Origin of the sequence: Streptomyces sp. NPDC059008 (assembly GCF_042749045.1) — a bacterium.
Lineage (GTDB): Bacteria > Actinomycetota > Actinomycetes > Streptomycetales > Streptomycetaceae > Streptomyces.
This window is the reverse complement of sequence record NZ_JBHYJC010000032.1, coordinates 54,513-74,004: the sequence shown is the minus strand read 5'-3', so window position 1 is coordinate 74,004 and position 19,492 is coordinate 54,513. Positions and strand designations below refer to the sequence as shown.

Below are 19,492 nucleotides of genomic sequence, written 5' to 3'. Positions count from 1 at the left end.
CCCCGCGCCCGCCCGAGCGTTGACTCCGTAACGGCACCACACGCCTCTTGACCTCGACAGGGACGGCAGATGACCCAGGAGCTCACTTCCCCCAGCCCCGCCCCCCAGGCCGCCGGACCGGGCCGAGGTCCCAGCTGGTGGCGCGACGCCGTCATCTACCAGGTGTACGTCCGCTCCTTCGCCGACAGCGACGGCGACGGCGTCGGCGATCTGCGCGGGGTCCGCGAACGGCTGCCGTACCTCAAGGACCTGGGCGTGGACGCCGTCTGGCTGACGCCGTTCTACGCCTCACCGCAGGCCGACGGCGGCTACGACGTCGCCGACTACCGCGCCGTCGACCCGCTCTTCGGCTCCCTCCAGGACGCCGACGACCTGCTGCGCACCGCCCACGACCTCGACCTGCGGGTGATCGTCGACATCGTGCCCAACCACACCTCCGACCGGCACCCGTGGTTCCAGGACCCCGAACTCGCCCGACAGCGCTACCTCTTCCGCCCCGGCAAGGGGGAGAACGGCGAGCTGCCGCCCAACGACTGGGAGTCGGTCTTCGGCGGCCCGGCCTGGACCCGCACCGAACGCGGCGACTGGTACCTGCACCTCTTCGCTCCGGAGCAACCCGACCTGGACTGGGACAACCCGGACGTGCACGCCGAGTTCGAGGCCGTCATGCGCTTCTGGCTCGACCTCGGCGTGGACGGCTTCCGCGTCGACGTCGCCCACGGCATGGTCAAGGCGCCCGGCCTGCCCGACATCGGCCACGGCCAGCAGGCCAAACTGATCGGCACCCAGGTGCTGCCGTTCTTCGACCAGGACGGGGTGCACGCCATCCACCGCTCCTGGCGCCGGCTGCTGGACGGATACGGCGACGCCCACGGCAAGCAGGTGATCGGCGTCGCCGAGGCCTGGGCCCCCACCGCCGAGCGACTGGCCCTCTACGTCCGCCCGGACGAACTCCACCAGGCCTTCAACTTCCAGTTCCTCAACGCACCCTGGCAGGCCGACGCGCTGCGCTCGGTCATCGACGCCTCGCTCGCCGCCACCGCCTCGGTCGGCGCCCCGACGACCTGGGTGCTGTCCAACCACGACGTCGTCCGGCACACCACCCGCCTCGGCGGCAGCGTGGACCGCGCCCGCGCCGCCACCCTGCTGATGCTGGCGCTGCCCGGCTCCGCGTACCTCTACCAGGGCGAGGAGCTGGGCCTGCCCGAGGTCGTCGACCTGCCCGACGAGGCACGCCAGGACCCGGCGTTCTTCCGCGGCCAGGCTGCCCAGACCAGCGGCCAGGACGGCTTCCGGGACGGGTGCCGGGTGCCCATGCCCTGGTCCGGCCAGGCGCCCCCGTACGGCTTCGGCGACGGCGGCAGCTGGCTGCCCCAGCCCGCCGACTGGGCCCCGCTCACCGTCCAGGCACAGACGGGCGACCCCGCCTCCACCTTGGAGCTCTACCGCACCGCCCTCGGCCTGCGGCGCCGGCTGCCGGGCCTGGGCGACGGGGAGCTGAGCTGGCAGCCGGCCCCCGCGGGCGTCCTCGCCTTCACCCGCCCCGGTCTGCTCTGCACGGTCAACACGCTGGGTCACGACGTCGAACTGCCGCCCTCCGGAACGCCGCTGCTCTCCAGCGCACCGGTGACCGTCAACGGCGCGTCGGCCGTGCTCCCCGGCGACAGCTGCACCTGGTGGGCAATCTGACAGCCGGACGGTAAGGTCCCCTCCATGACCGCCCGGCTGGCCGACATCGCAGCGCAGGCGGGTGTCAGCGAGGCCACCGTCAGCCGGGTTCTCAACGGGAAGCCCGGTGTCTCCGCCACCACCCGCCAGTCCGTGCTGGCCGCCCTCGACGTGCTGGGCTACGAACGCCCGGTACGGCTGCGGCAGCGCAGTGCGGGCCTGGTCGGACTGATCACCCCGGAGCTGGAGAACCCGATCTTCCCGGCCTTCGCCCAGGTCATCGGGCAGGCGCTGACCCGCCAGGGGTACACGCCGGTCCTCGCCACCCAGACCCCGGGCGGCTCCACGGAGGACGAGCTGACCGAGATGCTGGTCGACCGCGGGGTGGCCGGCATCATCTTCGTCTCCGGACTGCACGCCGACACCTCCGCCGACATGCAGCGCTACGAGCAGCTGCGCGGCCAGGGCGTGCCCTTCGTGCTCATCAACGGCTTCTCCGACAAGGTGCAGGCGCCGTTCGTCTCCCCCGACGACCGGGCCGCGGTCGATCTGGCCGTCACCCACCTCGGCGCGCTGGGCCACCGGCGGATCGGGCTGGCGCTCGGCCCCAAGCGGTTCGTGCCCGTCCAGCGCAAGATCGAGGGCTTCGTGCGCGCCATGCAGGAGCGGCTGCAGATCGGCCCGGCCGAGGCGGAGCCGTACATCCAGCACTCCCTCTACACCCTGGAGGGCGGGCAGGCCGCGGCGAGCGCGCTGATCGAGCGGGGCGCCACCGCCATCGTCTGCGCCAGCGACATGATGGCGCTCGGCGCGATCCGCGCGGCCCGGCAGTGCGGGCTGGACGTCCCGCGGGAGATCTCCGTGGTCGGCTTCGACGACTCCCCGCTCATCGCCTTCACCGACCCGCCGCTGACCACGATCCGGCAGCCGGTCACGGCCATGGGGCAGGCCGCGGTCCGCGCGCTCCTGGAGGAGGTCGGCGGCACCCCGGCGCCGCACAGCGAGTTCGTCTTCCACCCCGAGCTGGTGGTCCGCGGCTCGACCGCCTCGGCGCCGAAGACCGCCCGGATCCCCAGGCCGCTGCGCGCCACCTGACGGGGCGTGTCCCCCAGAAGTACCGGGGTTCCGGCTCCCCCTCAAGACCGATACAAACGATCGAATACCCGCCCGAAGGATGATCGGCGACACGCCCCTTTCTGGCAAACTGTCTGCCTATGGGTGAAGCGAATACGAGGATTCTGGACGGCCCGTCGACCACCCCGCCACTCACCGGGGACCGTACGGACCGACCAGCGGAAGCGGGCCGACTGGCCCGTCTGCGCTCCCCCCGCACACCCCGGCTCTGGTTCGAGGTCCTGCTGATCGCGGTCAGTTACTGGATCTACTCGATGATCCGCAACGCGGTGCCGGAGCAGAAGGCGAAGGCGCTGAAGAACGCCGACTGGATCTGGCAGGCGGAGCACTCGCTGGGCATCGCCGTCGAGCACACCGTCAATCATGCGGTGGACTCGGTGACCTGGCTGATCGTGTCGATGAACTACTACTACGCGACGCTGCACTTCATCGTGACGATCGGCGTGCTGGTGTGGCTCTACCGCTGGCATCCCGGCCGCTATGCCGCGGCCCGGCTGGCGCTGTTCGCCACCACCGGCGTCGCCCTGATCGGCTACTACTTCTACCCGCTGGCGCCGCCCCGGCTGATGCCGGACGGCGGCTTCGTCGACACCCTGATCGACCACGGCACCTGGGGCTCGATGGCGTCCGGCAACCTCGCCTCGATGTCCAACCAGTACGCGGCGATGCCGTCGATGCACATCGGCTGGTCGCTGTGGTGCGGCATCATCATCGCGCTGCTGGCCAAGCCGGTGTGGGCCAAGGCGCTCGGGCTGCTCTACCCGACGACGACGCTGCTGGTCATCGTCTCCACGGCGAACCACTTCTGGCTGGACGCGGTCGGCGGGGTGCTCTGCCTGAGCTTCGGGTTCGCGCTGGCGGGCGTCTGGTACCGGACGCTGCCGCACCGGCTGGCGCGGCTCGCGCCGGCGGTGGTCTGAGGGCGGTGCCGGGGCCCCGCGGGGCTCAGCCCACGGTGCGGTGGGTGAGGTGCCCGCCCGTCATCGTCAGACGTACCTCTGCCGTGCCCAGCTCGTCCGCCGGGGCGGTGACCGGGTCCACGGCCAGGGCGGTGAGGTCGGCGCGGTAGCCGGGGGCGATGCGGCCGGCCTGGTGCTCCTCGCCCACCGCCAGTGCCGCGTGTGAGGTGCACCCTTCCAGCGCCATCAGGCCGGTCAGCGCCTGGCCGGGGGTGACCGGCGCGACGTCCGGGCGGCCCGCGGGGCGGCGGAGCCGGGCGGTGGCCAGGACCTGGCGGGGGTCGTGGTGGGCGATCGGCCAGTCGGAGCCGAGTACCAGCACCGCGCCCGCGTCCCGCAGATCGCGGCAGCGCCAGGCCCGTCCGGCGCGCTCCTCGCCGACCCGCCGGGACCAGGCGTCGGTGTGGTCGGCGCGGGTGTACGCGGTGTGGGTGGGCTGCATGGAGGCGGCGACGCCGAGGCGGGCGAAGCGCGGCAGCTGCTCGGCCGGGACGGTCTCGATGTGCTCGATGCGGTGCCGGTGGCGGGCCCGCCTGCGGTCGTCGCCGAGCAGCTCGACGGTGTCCAGGACGTGCCGTACGGCGGCGTCGCCGATGGCGTGGGTGGCGGTGCGGACACCGGCCCGCGCGAGGTGGTGCACGGCGTGGGTGTACGCGGCGGGGTCCGGCCAGAAGGCGTCGGTGCCCTGGCCGTGACAGTCGGCGTGCTCCAGCCAGGCCGTACCGCCCTCGACGGTGCCGTCCATGAAGAACTTCACGCCGCCGACGCGCCAGTGGCGGCCGCCCAGCCGCTGCAGCTCGACGAGGTGGTCGAGGCCTTCCTTGTCGACGCCGGGCATGCACCAGGGCGCCAGCCGCAGCCGGAGGGGGAGGACACCGCCGTCCGCCTCGATACCGGACAGCAGCTCGGGGACGCCGTCGTTCTCCAGGTCCATGACGTGGGCGCCGGTGAGGCCGCCGGCGGCCATCTCGTCGAGCAGGGCGAGCAGCCGGGCGCGGCGGTCGGCGGCCGAGGCACGCGGGACGACGGGCGTCAGCAGCTCCATCGCGGCGTGCTCGACGAGGTGCCCGGTGGGGCGCCCGTCGGCGTCGCAGACGACGCTGGCGCGCTGGGCGAACCGGCGCGGCCCGTCGATCCCGGCGGCCGCCAGGGCCCGGCCGCTGGCCAGCGCCGAGTGCCCGTCGTAGAGCCGGAGGAAGGCCGGGGCGCCGCCGAGGGCGTCCTCGATCAGATCGCGGTGGACGGGGCGGCCGCCGAAGACGTTGTGGTCCAGGCCCCAGCCGGTGAGCCACTCGCCGGGGCCGAGCGCGCGGGCGGCGCGGGCGAGCGAGGTGCGCAGTGCGTCGAGGTCGCGGACCTGGGAGAGGTCGAGGCCGGTGGCCATCTCGACGCCCCAGACGGGGTGGCTGTGGCCGTCGACCAGGCCGGGGGTGAGGGTCGCCCCGGCCAGGTCGACGACCTCGGTCGCGGCGCCGCGCCAGTCCCGTACGTCCCGCTCGTCCCCGACCGCGGCGATCCGCCCGTCCTTGATCGCGACGGCCCCGGCCCAGGGGCGGTCCGGGTCCAGGGTGCGGACCCGGGCACCGGTCAGGACGGTGTCGGCAGTGGTGAGGGGCGAGGACGCGGCGGACGCGGGCATGGGGGCTCCTGGGGGGGCAGGGGTCGCTGTCGGGAGGGCGCGGTCGGGGGGGCGGTGGTGCGGGGCCGGCCGGTGGCGGCCGGTTGCGGCGGTCACGGGGTCCGGGCGGTGGCCTCCTCGCCGGGGTCCGGTGCGGTCTCCTCGTCCTCGTCCGGTTCCGCCGCGAAGCCCGCGTAGACCTCGGGGCGGCTGCGGCGGATCCGGCGGGCGCCGAGGAGACCGAGGGCGAAGGCGGCGGGGACGGTGAGGACCAGGGCGGTGTTGGTGGCCGGCGGCGCACCGGTCATCAGGTCGATCTTGGCGATGACCAGCCAGAGTGCGCCGGCCATCAGGACGGCGGCGGCGATCGGGGTGAGGACGGTGCGCAGCGCCCCTTCCTGGTGGGCGAAGCGGCGGAAGTAACAGGGGACGGCGACGGCGGTGATCGCCTGGAGCACCAGCAGGCCCAGCATCCCGGGGGTGTTCATCCACAGCAGCAGCTGCTGGTAGGGGTCGGCGCCGGCCAGCGCGAAGCCGACGACGACGAGGATCGCGAGGAGGCTCTGCGCCGCGCCGGCCAGGTACGGGGAGCGGTGGCGCGGGTGGACGCGGCCGACCGCGGCGGGCAGCACGCCTTCTCGGGCCATGGCCAGCACGTAGCGGTTGATCGCGTTGTGGAAGGCCAGCTGGGAGGCGAGGATGCTGGTCACGATGAAGAGGTGCATCAGGCCGGCGGCCCAGCTGCCGACGTACTCGGTGGTGGCGGTGAAGAAGAGGCCAGCCGGGTCGTGCAGCGCGGCCCGGACGATCCGGTCGCTGCCGACGGCCTGGATGACGATCCAGATGACGAAGGCGTAGAAGAGGCCGAGGAAGGCGACCGCGAGGTAGGTGGCGCGGGGGATGGTGCGGGCCGGATCGCGGGCCTCGTAGCGGTAGATCGCGGTGGACTCGAAGCCGGTGAAGGCGGCGAAGGCGAAGGCGAGGACCGCGCCGGTGCCGGGCACCAGGACGTTGCCGGGGGTGAAGGAGTCCAGCGCCAGGCCGTGCGCGCCGCCGTGCAGCAGTACGCCGCCGGCGAGCAGGACGAGGATGCCGGTCTCGGCGACCAGCAGGACACCCAGGACCTTGGCGCCGAAGTCGATGGAGCGGTGGCCGAGGTACCAGACGACCAGGACGCCGGCGCCGGCGATCGGCGGCCAGGGCAGGTGGATGCCCCAGAAGGCCCGCAACGCGTCCTGGGTGGCGGTGGCGAGCAGTCCGTAGACGCCGATCTGCATGCCGTTGTAGGCGAGCAGGGCCACGGTGGCGGCGCCGAAGCCGGCCGGGCGGCCGAGGCCCCGGGTGATGAACGCGTAGAAGCCGCCGCCGTTGCGGACGTGCCGGGCCATGGTCGTGAAGCCGACGGCGAAGAGGGCGAGGGTGGCGCCGGCGAGGAGGTAGCCGACGGGGGCGCCGGGGCCGCCGGCGCCGATCGCGAGCGGTGAGGTGCCGGCCATCACCGTGAGCGGGGCGGCGGCCGAGATCACGAAGAAGGCGATGTCGGCGACGCCGAGGGTGCCGCGGCGCAGTGCGGCGGCCGGTGGCGGGCCGTGCGGTGGCGCCCCGTCGCGGGGTGCGGGCTGTGCGGCCATGTCTCGATGCCCTTCTGCCGAGGGAGGGAAGGAGGCGGCCCGGCACGTACGGGGATGGTGACGGCAGCTCGACCGCGAGAAAAAAACCTAAAGGCTTTCGGTTTTTGGGAAGGTACCCCCCGCCGTACGATTCGGGAAGACCCCTCGGCGGGGTCGGGCGGGAGCAAGGACATGGGGCGGCCGCGAAAGGCCCTGCTGGACCGGGAGCGGATCGGCGCGACGGCGCTCCAACTCGTCGACGAGAAGGGCGACTTCAGCGTTCCGGAGGTGGCCCGCCGGCTCGGGGTGCAGACCGCCTCGGTGTACCACCATGTGGACGGCCGGGCCGGGGTGATCGAGCTGCTGCGGGAGCGGGTCACCGACGCCATCGACCCCGGCACCCTGCACGACGCCTCCTGGGACCGCGCGCTGGCGGCCTGGGCCCGCTCCTACCGCGCCGCGTTCGCCGCCCATCCGCGCACGATCCCGATGCTGATGACCTCACCGGTCCGCGCGCCCAAGGTGCTGGCCCAGTACGAACGGGTGGCCGGGATGCTGCTGGACGCCGGCTTCGACCCGTCCGCCGTGCTACCGGTGATCACCGGCCTGGACAACATCGTGCTCGGCTCGGCGCTCGACATGTCGGCGCCGAGGATCATGTGGGAGGTCTCCGACGGCACCCGCGCGCCCCGGCTGTCCGCGGCACAGGACGCCGCCGGCCCGGCCCGCGCCGACCAGGCCTTCGAGCTGACCCTGGCCGGATTCCTGGCGCACTGCCGGGAGCTGCTGGAGCGTCAGGCCCCGTAGAAGATCTCCTCCACCACGCCGCGCGCCCGCCGGGTGATCCGCCGGTAGTCGTCGATCATCTCGCCGACGTGCCCCTCCTCGTAGCCGAGGTAGCGGCCCACCGCGGCCAGCTCCCGGCCGTCGGTGGGGAAGGTGTCCCCCGGGCGGGCCCGCACCAGCATCACCGCGTTGCGCACCCGCGCCGCCAGCACCCAGGCCTCGTCCAGGGTCTGGGCCTCCTCGGTGCCGATCAGCCCGGCGGCGTGGGCGGCGGCCAGCGCCTCGCGGGTACGGGTCGTGCGCAGCCCGGGGATCTCCCAGCCGTGCTGCATCTGCAGCAGCTGCACGGTCCACTCGACGTCGCTGAGACCACCGCGCCCCAGCTTGGCGTGGGTGGTCGGGTCGGCGCCGCGGGGCAGCCGCTCGGCCTCCATCCGGGCCTTGAGCTTGCGGATCTCGCGGACCGCGTCCTCTCCCAGGCCCTCGGCCGGATAGCGCAGCGGATCGATCAGCTCGATGAACCGCTCCCCCAGGCCGGCGTTGCCCGCGACCGGTTCGGCGCGCAGCAGGGCCTGGGCCTCCCACACCAGCGACCAGCGCCGGTAGTAGGCCGCGTACGAGGCGAGGGTGCGCACCAGCGGCCCGGACCTGCCCTCCGGGCGCAGGTCCGCGTCGATGGGCAACGGCGGGTCGGAGGAGGGGAGTTCCAGCAGCCGGCGCATCTCGTTGGCGACGGCGTGGGCGGCCCTGGCGGCCTCCTGCTCGTCGGCGCCCTCGCGTGGTTCGTGGACGAACAGCACATCGGCGTCCGAGCCGTAGCCCAGCTCGTGGCCGCCGAAGCGGCCCATGCCGATCACCGCGAAGCGGGTGGGCAGGGTGTCGCCCCACTGCTCGCGGACCGCGGCGCGCAGCGCGCCGGCGAGGGTGGCGGCGTTGAGGTCGAAGAGCGCGGAGCCGACCGCGTCGACCGAGTGGCCGTGGTCCTTGTCGGCCGGGCTGAACTCCGTGCCGTAGGCGCCGATCACATCCGCCGCGGCCGTGCGGAACAGCTCCCGGCGGCGCACCCCGCGGGCCGCCGTGACCGCCGCCTCCGCACCGTCCGCGCGGCCGACCGCGGCCAGCACCTCCTGCTCCAGCGCGGCCCGGGTGCGGGCCTGCAGCCCGTCGGGGGCACCGAGCAGCGCGACCGCCTCGGGGGCGCGCAGCAGCAGGTCGGGGGCGAGCCGGCCGGCCGAGAGCACCCGGGCGAGGTTCTCGGCGGCGGCGCCCTCGTCGCGCAGCAGCCGCAGGTACCAGGGCGTCTTGCCGAGCGCGTCGGAGACCTTGCGGAAGTTGAGCAGTCCGGCGTCCGGGTCGGCGGAGTCCGCGAACCAGGCGAGCAGCACCGGCAGTAGCGTCCGCTGGATGGCCGCCTTGCGGGTCACGCCGGAGGCCAGCGCCTCCAGATGCCGCAGCGCGGCCCCCGGGTCGTGGTAGCCGAGCGCTTCGAGGCGGTGGCGGGCGGCCCTGGCGGACAGCCGGGCCTCGCCGGGCTCCAGATGGGCGACGGCATCGAGCAGCGGACGGTAGAAGAGCTTCTCGTGCAGCCGGCGCACCTCCCTGGCGTGCCACTTCCACTCCCTGCGGAGGGTGTCGACCGGCTCGGTCCGCAGCCCCAACGACCGTGCCAGACGCCGGAGTTCGGCCTCGTCCTCGGGCATCAGATGGGTCCGGCGCATCCGGAAGAGCTGGATGCGGTGCTCCAAGGTGCGCAGGAAGCGGTAGGCGGCGTCCAGGGCCGCGGCGTCCTGGCGTCCGACATAGCCGCCGGCGGCCAGCGCCGCCAGCGCGTCCAGGGTGGTGGCGCTGCGCAGCGTGGCGTCGCTGCGGCCGTGCACCAACTGCAGCAGCTGGACGGCGAACTCGACGTCGCGCAGCCCGCCGGGGCCGAGCTTGAGCTCCCGTTCGACCTGCGCCGCGGGGATGTTCTCGACGACCCGGCGGCGCATCTGGCGCACGTCGGAGACGAAGTTCTCCCGCTCGGCCACCTCCCACACCATCGGCGCCAGGGCGTCGACGTACTCCTGCCCGAGCCCCAGGTCACCGGCCATCGGGCGGGCCTTGAGCAGCGCCTGGAACTCCCAGGTCTTGGCCCAGCGCTGGTAGTAGGCGAGATGGCTGCTGAGCGTGCGCACCAGCGGGCCGTTGCGGCCCTCGGGCCGCAGATTGGCGTCCACCGGCCAGATCGTGCCCTCGACCGTGTTGTCCGAGCACAGCCGCATCATCCGGGCGGCGAGCCGGGTCGCGGCCTGCAGCGCCTTGGCCTCGTCGACGCCCTCCTTGGCCTCGGCGACGAAGATGACATCGACGTCGGAGACGTAGTTCAGCTCCCGGCCGCCGCATTTGCCCATGCCGATGACGGCCAGCCGGCAGACCGCGGCGTCGCCGGGCGCCTCCTCGTAGCTGATCTCCAGGGCGGCCCGGACCGTGGCGGTGGCCAGGTCCGCGAGCTCCGCCGCGGCCTCGGCGACATCGGTCGTCCCGCACACGTCGCGGGCGGCGATGCCCAGCAGGGCCCGGCGGTAGGCGGCGCGCAGCGCGTCCGCGCGTGAGCGGCCGGCACCCCGCTCGCCCCAGATGCCCTCGGCGAGCGACTGCTCGAACTCGGGGGTGGTGGGGTGCAGATCGACCGACTCGTAGGTGACCAGCGACTGCCAGTCCTCCGGGTGCCGGGCGAGGTGGTCGACGAGCGCCTCGGAGGCGCCCATCACCCCCAGCAGCCGGTCGCGCAGCGGCTTGGCCGCGACGACGGTGCTCAGCAGCGTCTGCTGCTCGTCCGGCGGCAGCGCCTCCACCAGCCGCGCCAGGCCCCGCAGCGCGAGATCCGGGTCCGCGGTGGCCCCGAGCGCTTCGAGCAGGACCGAGTCGTCGCGCACGGGGGCGAGTTCGGGGACGTCGAGCAGCACCCCGGCCGCCGAGGGGTCGGTGAAACCGTGCCTCAGCAGCCGGGTGAAGGTGCTGCTCCGCCGTCCCTGCGGAGCGGGAAGTGCCATGATGCGGCCTCTCGGTGGGCGCGGTGGCTCAGAGCACGGGCAGCATCTTGCGCAGCTCGAAGGCGGTGACCTCCGACCTGTACTCCTCCCACTCCTGCTTCTTGTTGCGCAGGAAGAAGTCGAAGACGTGCTCACCGAGGGTCTCGGCGACCAGTTCGCTGCGCTCCATCAGCTCGATGGCCTCGCCGAGGTTCTGCGGCAGCGGCTCGATGCCCATCGCCCGGCGCTCCGAGTCCGACAGCGCCCACACGTCGTCGTCGGCGCCGGCCGGCAGCTCGTAGCCGTCCTCGATGCCCTTGAGGCCGGCGGCGAGCAGCACCGCGTAGGTCAGGTACGGGTTGGCGCCGGAGTCGATCGAGCGGACCTCGACCCGGGTCGAGCCCATCTTGCCGGGCTTGTACATCGGGACGCGGATCAGCGCGGAGCGGTTGTTGTGGCCCCAGCAGATGTACGAGGGGGCCTCGCCGCCGGCGCCCGCGGTGCGGTTGGTGCCGCCCCAGATCCGCTTGTAGGAGTTGACCCACTGGTTGGTGACGGCGGAGATCTCCCCGGCGTGCCGCAGCAGGCCGGCGATGAACGAGCGCCCCACCTTGGACAGCTGGTACTCCGAGCCGGACTCGTGGAAGGCGTTGCGGTCGCCCTCGAAGAGCGAGAGGTGGGTGTGCATGCCGGAGCCCGGGTACTCCGAGAACGGCTTGGGCATGAACGTCGCCTGGACGCCCTGCTCCAGCGCCACCTGCTTCATGACCAGCCGGAACGTCATGATGTTGTCGGCGGTCGAGAGCGCGTCGGCATACCGCAGGTCGATCTCCTGCTGGCCGGGGGCGCCCTCGTGGTGGCTGAACTCCACCGAGATGCCCATGGACTCCAGCATCGTGATGGCCTGCCGGCGGAAGTCCATGCCGACGTTCTGCGGGGTGTGGTCGAAGTAGCCGGAGGAGTCGCCGGGGATCGGCCGGGAGCCGTCGACGGGCTTGTCCTTCAGCAGGAAGAACTCGATCTCCGGGTGGGTGTAGAAGGTGAACCCGAGGTCGGAGGTCTTGGCCAGGATGCGCTTGAGGACGTACCGGGGGTCGGCGTACGACGGCGACCCGTCCGGCATCAGGATGTCGCAGAACATCCTGGCGGTGCCGGGGGCCTCGGCACGCCAGGGCAGGATCTGGAAGGTGCCCGGGTCCGGCTTGGCGATCATGTCGGATTCGTACACCCGGGCGAAGCCCTCGATGGCCGAGCCGTCGAAGCCGATGCCCTCGTCGAAGGCCTGCTCCAGCTCGGCCGGCGCGACCGCCACGGACTTGAGGAACCCGAGGACATCGGTGAACCACAGCCGTACGAAGCGGATGTCGCGCTCCTCGAGCGTACGGAGCACAAACTCCTGCTGCTTGTCCATGGGTCACCAATCCTTGCAGGTCAATCGGCCTGTCCACGCGCGGGGAAGATCGTGCGTGGCACACCAGTATCACGTGAGGGGGTTACCGTCACATTACGCACCCTTGGCCTGAATCAGAACCGCCGTCCCGTAACCCTCGTCCCCGATCCTTCCCACGGTGTGCCCGCTCAGCGCGGCCGGCCATGCCAATCGGGGGGCTTGGGCCGATCTTGAAGCGGGCCGGAGGTGTCGTTGACCCGCTGTTGAGGGGGCCATGCCTTGCGTTTTCGCGTTTTCGCGCTTCCGCGCTTCAGCGCTTTCACGTTTCCGCGCCCCGCGCGCGGCCGGGACTCAGGCGGACGGCGCCGTCGCGTCGCGCCCCGTCCCCGACAGGTCCAGCACCGCCTGCGCCACCGACTCGGGCACATCGGCCATCACCAGATGCCCCGCGGGCGCGGCGACCGCGAACCGGCCGCCCAGCTCCGCGGCGAGCGCCCGCTGCCGCTCCAGCCAGCGCAGCTGCCCGGCCGTCTCGCTGCCGTCGTACGCCGCCAGGACGGTCACCGGCAGGTCGGGCAGCGCACGGTCCCTGCGCAGCGCCGCGAGCTCGGCGGCCTGGTAGGGGTAGGTCGCGTTCTCCAGCGCGCAGGCCCGCACCACCCGGCTGGTCCGGTAGCCGGCGTGCTCCCACGGGTGCGGCGGATGGCTGCCGACGGTCGCCGCGCGCCCTATGAGGCGGCGGGTCGCCGGTCCCAGCACGTGCGCCAGCCCGGCGGCGGACAGCGCGCCGGCCAGGCCGCCCGCCCAGGCGGTGCGCACCGCGCGCGGCAGCCGGGGCCGCGGGTCGTCCTCGATGCTGCCGTCGACGAGGACGAGCCCGGCGCACCGGGCCGGGTGCAGCCGGGCGAACGCCTCGGCGTGGAACCCGGCGAGCGAGTGACCGACGACGGTGGCCGGGCCGAAGTGTCCGAGCGCGTCGAGGAGGTGGGCGAGCCGGTCCGCCTCGGCGGCGACGGTGGGCGGCGCGGGCGCCGGGGCGCTCAGGCCGAGTCCGGGGCGGTCGAAGCGGACGACGGTGCGGTACGGGGCGAGCAGCGCGGCGACCGCGTCCCAGTCGAACCAGGCCATCCCCAGACCGCCGCTCAGGACGCAGACCGGGCCGCTCCCCTCGGTCAGGACGTGCAGCGCGACGCCGTCGACGCGCAGGAACCGGCCGGGGGCGGGCAGCGGGCGCGGGTGTCGGTTCATCGGTCTCCTCGTCCTGCTGCGGGTTCTTGGGGTGCCTGCTTCGCCGATGCCCGTTCTCCCGCCGCTGGCGCCGGTCCTGACCTGGCCACGCAGACCGCGAGCAGCGCGATGTACAGGGCGACCAGCAGGACCTGCAGCCGCTGGCCGGCGCCCAGGGCCCAGGTGCCCCGGCCGGCGCTGAACGCCGCGACGGAGGCCAGCGTCCAGAGGGTGGCGGCCAGTTCGGCGAGCACCAGGGCGGGGCCGAGGCGGCCCAGCGGCGGCCAGCGGTCGTAGCGCCGGGCGGCGAAGGTCAGCAGGACCAGCGCGGCGAGCGCGCCGACCATCGCGCAGGAGCTGCTGATGGCGTGCGCGGTGTGGGTGGCCGGCACCAGCCCGGCGGTCTCCCGGGCCGCGCAGGCCGGATCGCTGGTCGGCGCGCAGCTCAGCGGCAGCCGGGAGTCGACGGCGGTGGCGGCGCCGAAGAGCGCCAGCGCGGCCCAGCCGGCCGTCGCCCAGGGCCTGCGTCCGGTCGTCGGCAGGGCGGTCACCGCACCGGCCAGCACCAGCAGACCGGCGAGGAGGTCGGTGGCGCGGAAGAGCCCGCCGAGCGGCTGATCGGCGGCGGCCAGCTCGCTGACGTACGCCTGCACGGGGTCGAGGCCGGTGGCGAGCACCACCTCCAGCACCCACGCGGTGTACGCGGCGGCGCCGAGCAGCAGCAGGGTGGCGGACGCCCTGCTGCGGGCGGCGGCGGAGCGGCGGGTGCGGGTCACGGAGATCCAGGTGTTCGGGTGAACGGGCCGGTCGCGACTCCCCCGGCCACCGCCGGGGGCGCCCCCGGCACGCCGTGCGCGGGAAGACCCAGGATATGCAGGCGCCACTCCGTTCGGCGGACAGCGCTGGGAGAGCCATACCCCTCGGGGGTAGATTCCATTGGCAGCGGTCCGCGGGGCGGCCGCCCATGGGTCATTTCGTCGGGAGGTCCGCGATGCGGGAACAGGGCGAGGCCGCCGCGTGCCGCGGCCGCCTGCCGTGGTTCACCTCCCAGGTCGCCGACCCCCTGACCTCCCCGACCCGCACGGCCCTGCGCACCCGGCGGCTGCGCGGCCAGTGGCCAATATCCGCGCCGCCGCGTCCCCAACTCCTCGCCCCACTGTCGGTGCCGCGCATATAGGAGCGCCCGCCGCCGACGCTCCGGAGTCCCGCGGCAGCGCCCCCGAACAGACCACACTTCACACCGACATCGCCACGAGGTGCTTTCCCTATGCGTACGCACTCCCGCCGCGCCGTGCTCGGCGCGGGACTCGCCGCCGCCGGAAGCGGGCTGCTGGCCCCCCGATCCCTCGCATCCACCGCCCCGGACACCAGGCACGGCGGGGGCGCCCCCCACGGCCGCGACGACCGCCCCCCGTCCGGCTATGTCTCCCCCTCCGGCGCGGAGGTCGCCGAGACCGAGGGCGAGCGGGGCAAGGGCCCCGTACGGGCCTTCTCGCTGACCGCCTCCGAGACCAGGCTCGACCTGGGCGGCGTGATCGTCGACACCTGGGCGTACGGCGACCGACTGCCGGGCCGGCCTATCCGGGTCACCGCGGGTGAGCGGATCGCGCTGACCCTGCGCAACCGCCTCCCGCAGTCCACCACCATCCACTGGCACGGGCTGCAGCTGCGCAACGACATGGACGGCGTCCCCGGCATCACCCAGCGGGAAGTCAGGCCCGGCCACTCCTTCAACTACCTCTTCGCCGCCTCCACGCCCGGTACGCACTGGCTCCACCCGCACGTCGGCGTGCAGGTGGACCGCGGGCTGTACGCACCGCTGATCGTCGACGACCCCGAAGAGGCGCTCTCGTACGACAAAGAGTGGATCATCGTGATCGACGACTGGCTCGACGGAGTCGACGGCGTCACCCCGGACGCGATCCTGGCCGAGCTGAACAAGGACAAGCCCGGCGGCCCCATGGGCCATGGCGAGCTGCAGATGGCGCACCGCAGCGACCGGCGCTCCCGCGACGCCGCGTCCCGGATGCTGATGAACATGGCCCGGATGGACGACGACGACTTCTCGGGCACCGTCGAACATCCGTACCACCTGATCAACGGCAAGACGCGCGACGACCGCGAGACCTTCCGCGCCAAGCCCGGCGACCGCATCCGGATCCGGATCATCAACGCCAGCGGCGACACCGCCTACCGGGTCGCGCTCGGCGACCACCAGCTGACCGTGACGCACACCGACGGCTTCCCGGTGGCGCACCACAAGACCGACAGCCTGCTGATCGGCATGGCCGAGCGCTACGACGTCCTGGTCACGGCCAAGGACGGGGTCTTCCCGTTCACCGCGCTCTCCGCGGGCAAGAACAACCAGACCGCACAGGCCCTGCTGCGCACCGGGAGCGGCGACGCCCCCGACCCCAAGATCCGCCCGAAGGAGCTGCGCAGCGGGGGGATCAGCGCGGGCGACCTCAAGGGCGACGAATCGTGCCTGCTCGACGACCGCGAACCCGACCGCACCATCAAGATGAACCTCACCGGCACGATGGAGAAGTGGAACTGGGCGATCAACGGGAAGCCGTACACCCCGTCGCAGCGGTACCCCGTGGAGCAAGGCGAGCGGGTGCGGATCGTCTTCCGCAACAAGACCAAGATGTGGCACCCGATGCATCTGCACGGGCACACCTTCGCGCTGCCCGACGGCGGCCCCCGAAAGGACACCACGATCATGCTGCCGGGCAAGAAGCTCGCCGTCGACTTCGACGCCGACAACCCCGGCCTGTGGATGATGCACTGCCACAACATCTACCACTCGGAGTCCGGGATGATGACCGTCCTCGGCTACCGGCTGCCGAAGTGACGGACGGCAGCCGCCCCCTCGACTGAACCGAGGGGCCCGGTCCGGTCACCGACGGGTGGCCCGCGAAGTCCGCGGGCCACCCATTGCGTCAGAAAGACGATTACACTGACGGGGTGCCTCAACTTCGTCTCGCCCTCAACCAGATCGATTCCTGCGTCGGCGATCTCGCCCAGAACGCGGAGACGATCGTGCACTGGACCCGGCACGCCGCCGGCCAGGGCGCGCACCTCGTCGCGTTCCCCGAGATGGCGCTGACCGGCTACCCCGTCGAGGACCTCGCGCTGCGCCCGTCGTTCGTCGAGGCGAGCCGCGTCGCACTGCGGACGCTGGCCGGGCGGCTGGCCGACGAGGGCCTGGGCGGCCTCCCCGTCGTCGTCGGCTACCTCGACCGCGGCGAGCAGGCCGGGCCGCGCTACGGACGCCCCGCCGGCGCGCCCCAGAACGCCGCGGCCGTGCTGCACGGCGGCGAGGTGGCGCTCACCTTCGCCAAGCACCACCTTCCCAACTACGGCGTCTTCGACGAGTTCCGCTACTTCGTCCCCGGTGACACGCTGCCCGTCGTACGGGTGCACGGCGTCGATGTCGCGCTCGCCATCTGCGAGGACCTGTGGCAGGACGGCGGCCGGGTCCCGGCGACCCGCAGCGCGGGCGCCGGGCTGCTGGTGTCCATCAACGCCTCCCCGTACGAGCGGGACAAGGACGACACCCGCCTGGAGCTGGTCCGCAAGCGCGCCCAGGAGGCCGGCTGCACCACGGCCTATCTGGCGATGATCGGCGGCCAGGACGAGCTGGTCTTCGACGGCGACTCGATCGTCGTCGACAAGGACGGCGGGGTGATCGCGCGGGCGCCGCAGTTCGCGGAGGGCTGTGTCCTGGTCGACCTCGACCTGCCGGCCGCGGCGCCCGAACCCCCCGGCGGCGTCCTGGACGACGGCCTGCGCGTGGACCACCTGACCCTCTCCCCCGAACCGCTGCCGCCCTACCCCGCCGAGACCCCCGGCGGGCAGGCCGAACGCCTCGGCGACCTCGAAGAGATCTACACGGCGCTCGTCGTCGGCCTGCGCGCGTACGTCGCCAAGAACGGCTTCCACAGTGTCGCGCTCGGCCTCTCCGGCGGGATCGACTCCGCGCTGGTCGCCGCGATCGCCTGCGACGCGCTGGGCCCCGCCCATGTCCACGCCGTGGCGATGCCCTCGCGCTACTCCTCCGACCACTCCCTCACCGACGCCGCCGAACTCGCCCGCCGTACGGGCCTGTCCTTCCGCACGGTCCCGATCGGCCCGATGTTCGACGCGTACATGGAGTCCCTCTCCCTCACCGGCCTCGCCGAGGAGAACCTCCAGTCCCGGCTGCGCGGTACGACCCTGATGGCCATCTCCAACCAGGAGGGCCACCTGGTCCTCGCCCCCGGCAACAAGTCCGAGCTGGCCTGCGGCTATTCGACGCTCTACGGCGACTCGGTGGGCGGCTACGGCCCCATCAAGGACGTCTACAAGTCCGTCGTCTACCAGCTCGCCCGCTGGCGCAACGAGGCCGCCGCCGACCGCGGCCAGACCCCGCCGATCCCGGAGAACACCCTCACCAAGCCGCCGAGCGCCGAACTCCGCCCCGGCCAGGTCGACACCGACTCGCTGCCCGACTACGACGTCCTCGACCGCATCCTGGAGCTCTACGTCGACCGCGACCGCGGCCGCGAGGACATCATCGCCCAGGGCTTCGACGAGGCCCTGGTCACCCGCGTCCTGCGGATGGTCGACCACGCCGAGTACAAGCGCCGCCAGTACCCGCCCGGTCCGAAGATCTCCACGAAGGGCTTCGGCAAGGACCGCCGCCTGCCGATCACCAACCGCTGGCGGGAGGGCAGCTGACGGTCCCTCACCCGGCACCCGGCGGCGCGGCGGGCCTACCCGGCGCTCGCGCCGGCCTCCGCGGCCGCCTCCCGGCTGCGCGCCACGATGCGGGACGCGTCCTTGGCACCCCGGTCCAGCAGACCCGCCACGACGGCGACGGCCAGGCCGGCGGCGGCCAGCACCGCGCCGACCAGCGTCGGGGACGTCCAGCCCCAGTCGGCCGCCAGGGCCAGGCCGCCCACCCAGGCACCGCCCGCGTTGGCCAGGTTGAAGGCCGACTGGTTGGAGGCGGCGGCCAGCGTCGGGGCCTGCTGGGCCTTGTTCATGACCAGCATCTGCAGGGGGGTGGTGGTCAGGAAGCCGACCGCGCCGATGAGGACGACGGTGACCAGGGCGGCCCACGTGACCTGGGCGGTGAAGTGGAACGCGGCGAGGACGAGGGCCAGGGCCGCCAGCGAGCCGTACAGGGTCGGCCGCAGCGCGCGGTCGGTGAGGGGGCCCGCGGCGAGGGCGCCGAGCGTCATGCCGATGCCGAAGAGGGCGAGGACGAGCGGGACCGAGCCCTCGGCGAAGCCGGTGACCTCGGTCATCATCGAGGCCAGGTAGCTGTAGACCGCGAAGATGCCGGCGAAGCCGAAGACCGTGGTCAGCAGGCCGAGCAGGACCTGGCGGCTGCCGAGGGCGCGCAGCTCGCGGGCCAGGCCGGTGCGCTCCTGCGCCGGCAGCGGCGGGATCAGCCGGGCCAGGGCGGCCATCGCGACCAGGCCGATGGCGGCCACGATCAGGAAGGTGGCCCGCCAGCCGAGCTGCTGGCCGAGGAGGGTGGCGGCGGGCACGCCGATGATGTTGGCGATGGTCAGGCCGAGGAACATGGTGGCGACCGCGCGGGCCTGGCGGCCCTCGCGCACCAACCGGGCGGCGACCACCGCGCCGACGCCGAAGAACGCGCCGTGCGGGAGACCGGCCAGCAGCCGCCCGGCGATCAGCGTGCCGAAGCCGGGGGCCAGGGCGGAGGCCAGGTTGCCGACCGTGAAGACCGCCATCAGCAGCACCAGCATCCGCTTGCGCGGGATGCGGGAGCCGAGGGCGGTCAGCAGCGGGGCGCCGATGACGACGCCGAGGGCGTAGGCGGAGACGAGGTAGCCGGCGGTGGGCACGGACGTGCCCAGATCGTCCGCGACGTTGGGCAGCAGGCCCATCATCACGAATTCCGTGGTGCCGATACCGAAGGCCGAGATCGCGAGCGCGAGCAGAGCCAAGGGCATGAAAGACCCAGACCTTTCAGGGGACGTCCGTAAGGGGAGAGGTAAGTTCTCTTACGGAACAAAGTCTCTCAGCCGCAGTATTCCGGCGCGGGAACGGGGCGTGACGACCGCGTTTCGGCA

Annotated in this window: 14 protein-coding genes; 7 read left to right on the top strand and 7 right to left on the bottom strand. The window is 73.2% G+C overall.

What is annotated here, in order from left to right; translation table 11 throughout:
* Positions 1-69 precede the first annotated feature (69 nt).
* From ACFWZH_RS29045 to ACFWZH_RS29035, 3 genes are all read left to right on the top strand, one after another.
* On the top strand, positions 70-1,689 hold the full coding sequence (locus tag ACFWZH_RS29045) for an alpha-amylase family glycosyl hydrolase (RefSeq protein ID WP_384437567.1): 1,620 nt from the start codon (positions 70-72) through the stop codon (positions 1,687-1,689).
* Positions 1,690-1,713: 24 nt separating this feature from the next.
* Complete coding sequence (locus ACFWZH_RS29040; RefSeq protein WP_384437564.1) at positions 1,714-2,763, top strand: LacI family DNA-binding transcriptional regulator; 1,050 nt, start codon at positions 1,714-1,716, stop codon at positions 2,761-2,763.
* A gap of 119 nt (positions 2,764-2,882) precedes the next feature.
* Positions 2,883-3,722, top strand: coding sequence for a phosphatase PAP2 family protein (locus tag ACFWZH_RS29035; RefSeq protein ID WP_384437561.1), 840 nt, complete (start codon positions 2,883-2,885; stop codon positions 3,720-3,722).
* Positions 3,723-3,747: 25 nt separating this feature from the next.
* Here ACFWZH_RS29035 and ACFWZH_RS29030 read toward each other — a convergent pair whose 3' ends face one another.
* On the bottom strand, positions 3,748-5,400 hold the full coding sequence (locus ACFWZH_RS29030; RefSeq protein ID WP_384437558.1) for an amidohydrolase: 1,653 nt from the start codon (positions 5,398-5,400) through the stop codon (positions 3,748-3,750).
* Positions 5,401-5,492: 92 nt separating this feature from the next.
* Positions 5,493-7,010 carry an APC family permease gene (locus ACFWZH_RS29025; protein ID WP_384437557.1) on the bottom strand — a complete coding sequence of 506 codons (1,518 nt, stop codon included), beginning with the start codon at positions 7,008-7,010 and terminating at the stop codon, positions 5,493-5,495.
* A 171-nt stretch (positions 7,011-7,181) separates the two neighbouring features.
* Here ACFWZH_RS29025 and ACFWZH_RS29020 point away from each other — a divergent pair, with 171 nt between their 5' ends.
* On the top strand, positions 7,182-7,796 hold the full coding sequence (locus ACFWZH_RS29020) for a TetR/AcrR family transcriptional regulator (RefSeq protein WP_384437554.1): 615 nt from the start codon (positions 7,182-7,184) through the stop codon (positions 7,794-7,796).
* Here ACFWZH_RS29020 and ACFWZH_RS29015 read toward each other — a convergent pair.
* The 4 genes from ACFWZH_RS29015 to ACFWZH_RS29000 form a co-directional block, all read right to left on the bottom strand.
* Positions 7,784-10,807: a bifunctional [glutamine synthetase] adenylyltransferase/[glutamine synthetase]-adenylyl-L-tyrosine phosphorylase gene (locus ACFWZH_RS29015; RefSeq protein WP_384437551.1), complete on the bottom strand. Its 3,024-nt coding sequence runs from the start codon at positions 10,805-10,807 to the stop codon at positions 7,784-7,786. The genes ACFWZH_RS29020 and ACFWZH_RS29015 overlap by 13 nt on opposite strands.
* 28 nt (positions 10,808-10,835) lie before the next feature.
* Complete coding sequence (glnA, locus tag ACFWZH_RS29010; protein ID WP_384437549.1) at positions 10,836-12,197, bottom strand: type I glutamate--ammonia ligase; 1,362 nt, start codon at positions 12,195-12,197, stop codon at positions 10,836-10,838.
* A gap of 330 nt (positions 12,198-12,527) precedes the next feature.
* Complete coding sequence (locus ACFWZH_RS29005) at positions 12,528-13,424, bottom strand: alpha/beta fold hydrolase (protein WP_384437546.1); 897 nt, start codon at positions 13,422-13,424, stop codon at positions 12,528-12,530.
* Entirely contained in the window at positions 13,421-14,179 is a 759-nt protein-coding gene (locus tag ACFWZH_RS29000; RefSeq protein WP_384437544.1) for a DUF998 domain-containing protein, read from the bottom strand. Before ACFWZH_RS29000 ends, ACFWZH_RS29005 begins: the two co-directional genes overlap by 4 nt.
* A 215-nt stretch (positions 14,180-14,394) precedes the next feature.
* Here ACFWZH_RS29000 and ACFWZH_RS28995 point away from each other — a divergent pair, with 215 nt between their 5' ends.
* From ACFWZH_RS28995 to ACFWZH_RS28985, 3 genes are all read left to right on the top strand, one after another.
* Positions 14,395-14,580: a hypothetical protein gene (locus ACFWZH_RS28995; RefSeq protein WP_384437541.1), complete on the top strand. Its 186-nt coding sequence runs from the start codon at positions 14,395-14,397 to the stop codon at positions 14,578-14,580.
* A gap of 90 nt (positions 14,581-14,670) precedes the next feature.
* Positions 14,671-16,257, top strand: a complete 1,587-nt coding sequence (locus ACFWZH_RS28990) for a multicopper oxidase family protein (RefSeq protein ID WP_384437538.1) — start codon at positions 14,671-14,673, stop codon at positions 16,255-16,257.
* A 113-nt stretch (positions 16,258-16,370) separates the two neighbouring features.
* Complete coding sequence (locus tag ACFWZH_RS28985) at positions 16,371-18,125, top strand: NAD+ synthase (RefSeq protein ID WP_384437535.1); 1,755 nt, start codon at positions 16,371-16,373, stop codon at positions 18,123-18,125.
* A 35-nt stretch (positions 18,126-18,160) separates the two neighbouring features.
* Here ACFWZH_RS28985 and ACFWZH_RS28980 read toward each other — a convergent pair whose 3' ends face one another.
* Entirely contained in the window at positions 18,161-19,372 is a 1,212-nt protein-coding gene (locus ACFWZH_RS28980) for an MFS transporter (protein ID WP_384437532.1), read from the bottom strand.
* Between the last annotated feature and the right edge of the window lie 120 nt (positions 19,373-19,492).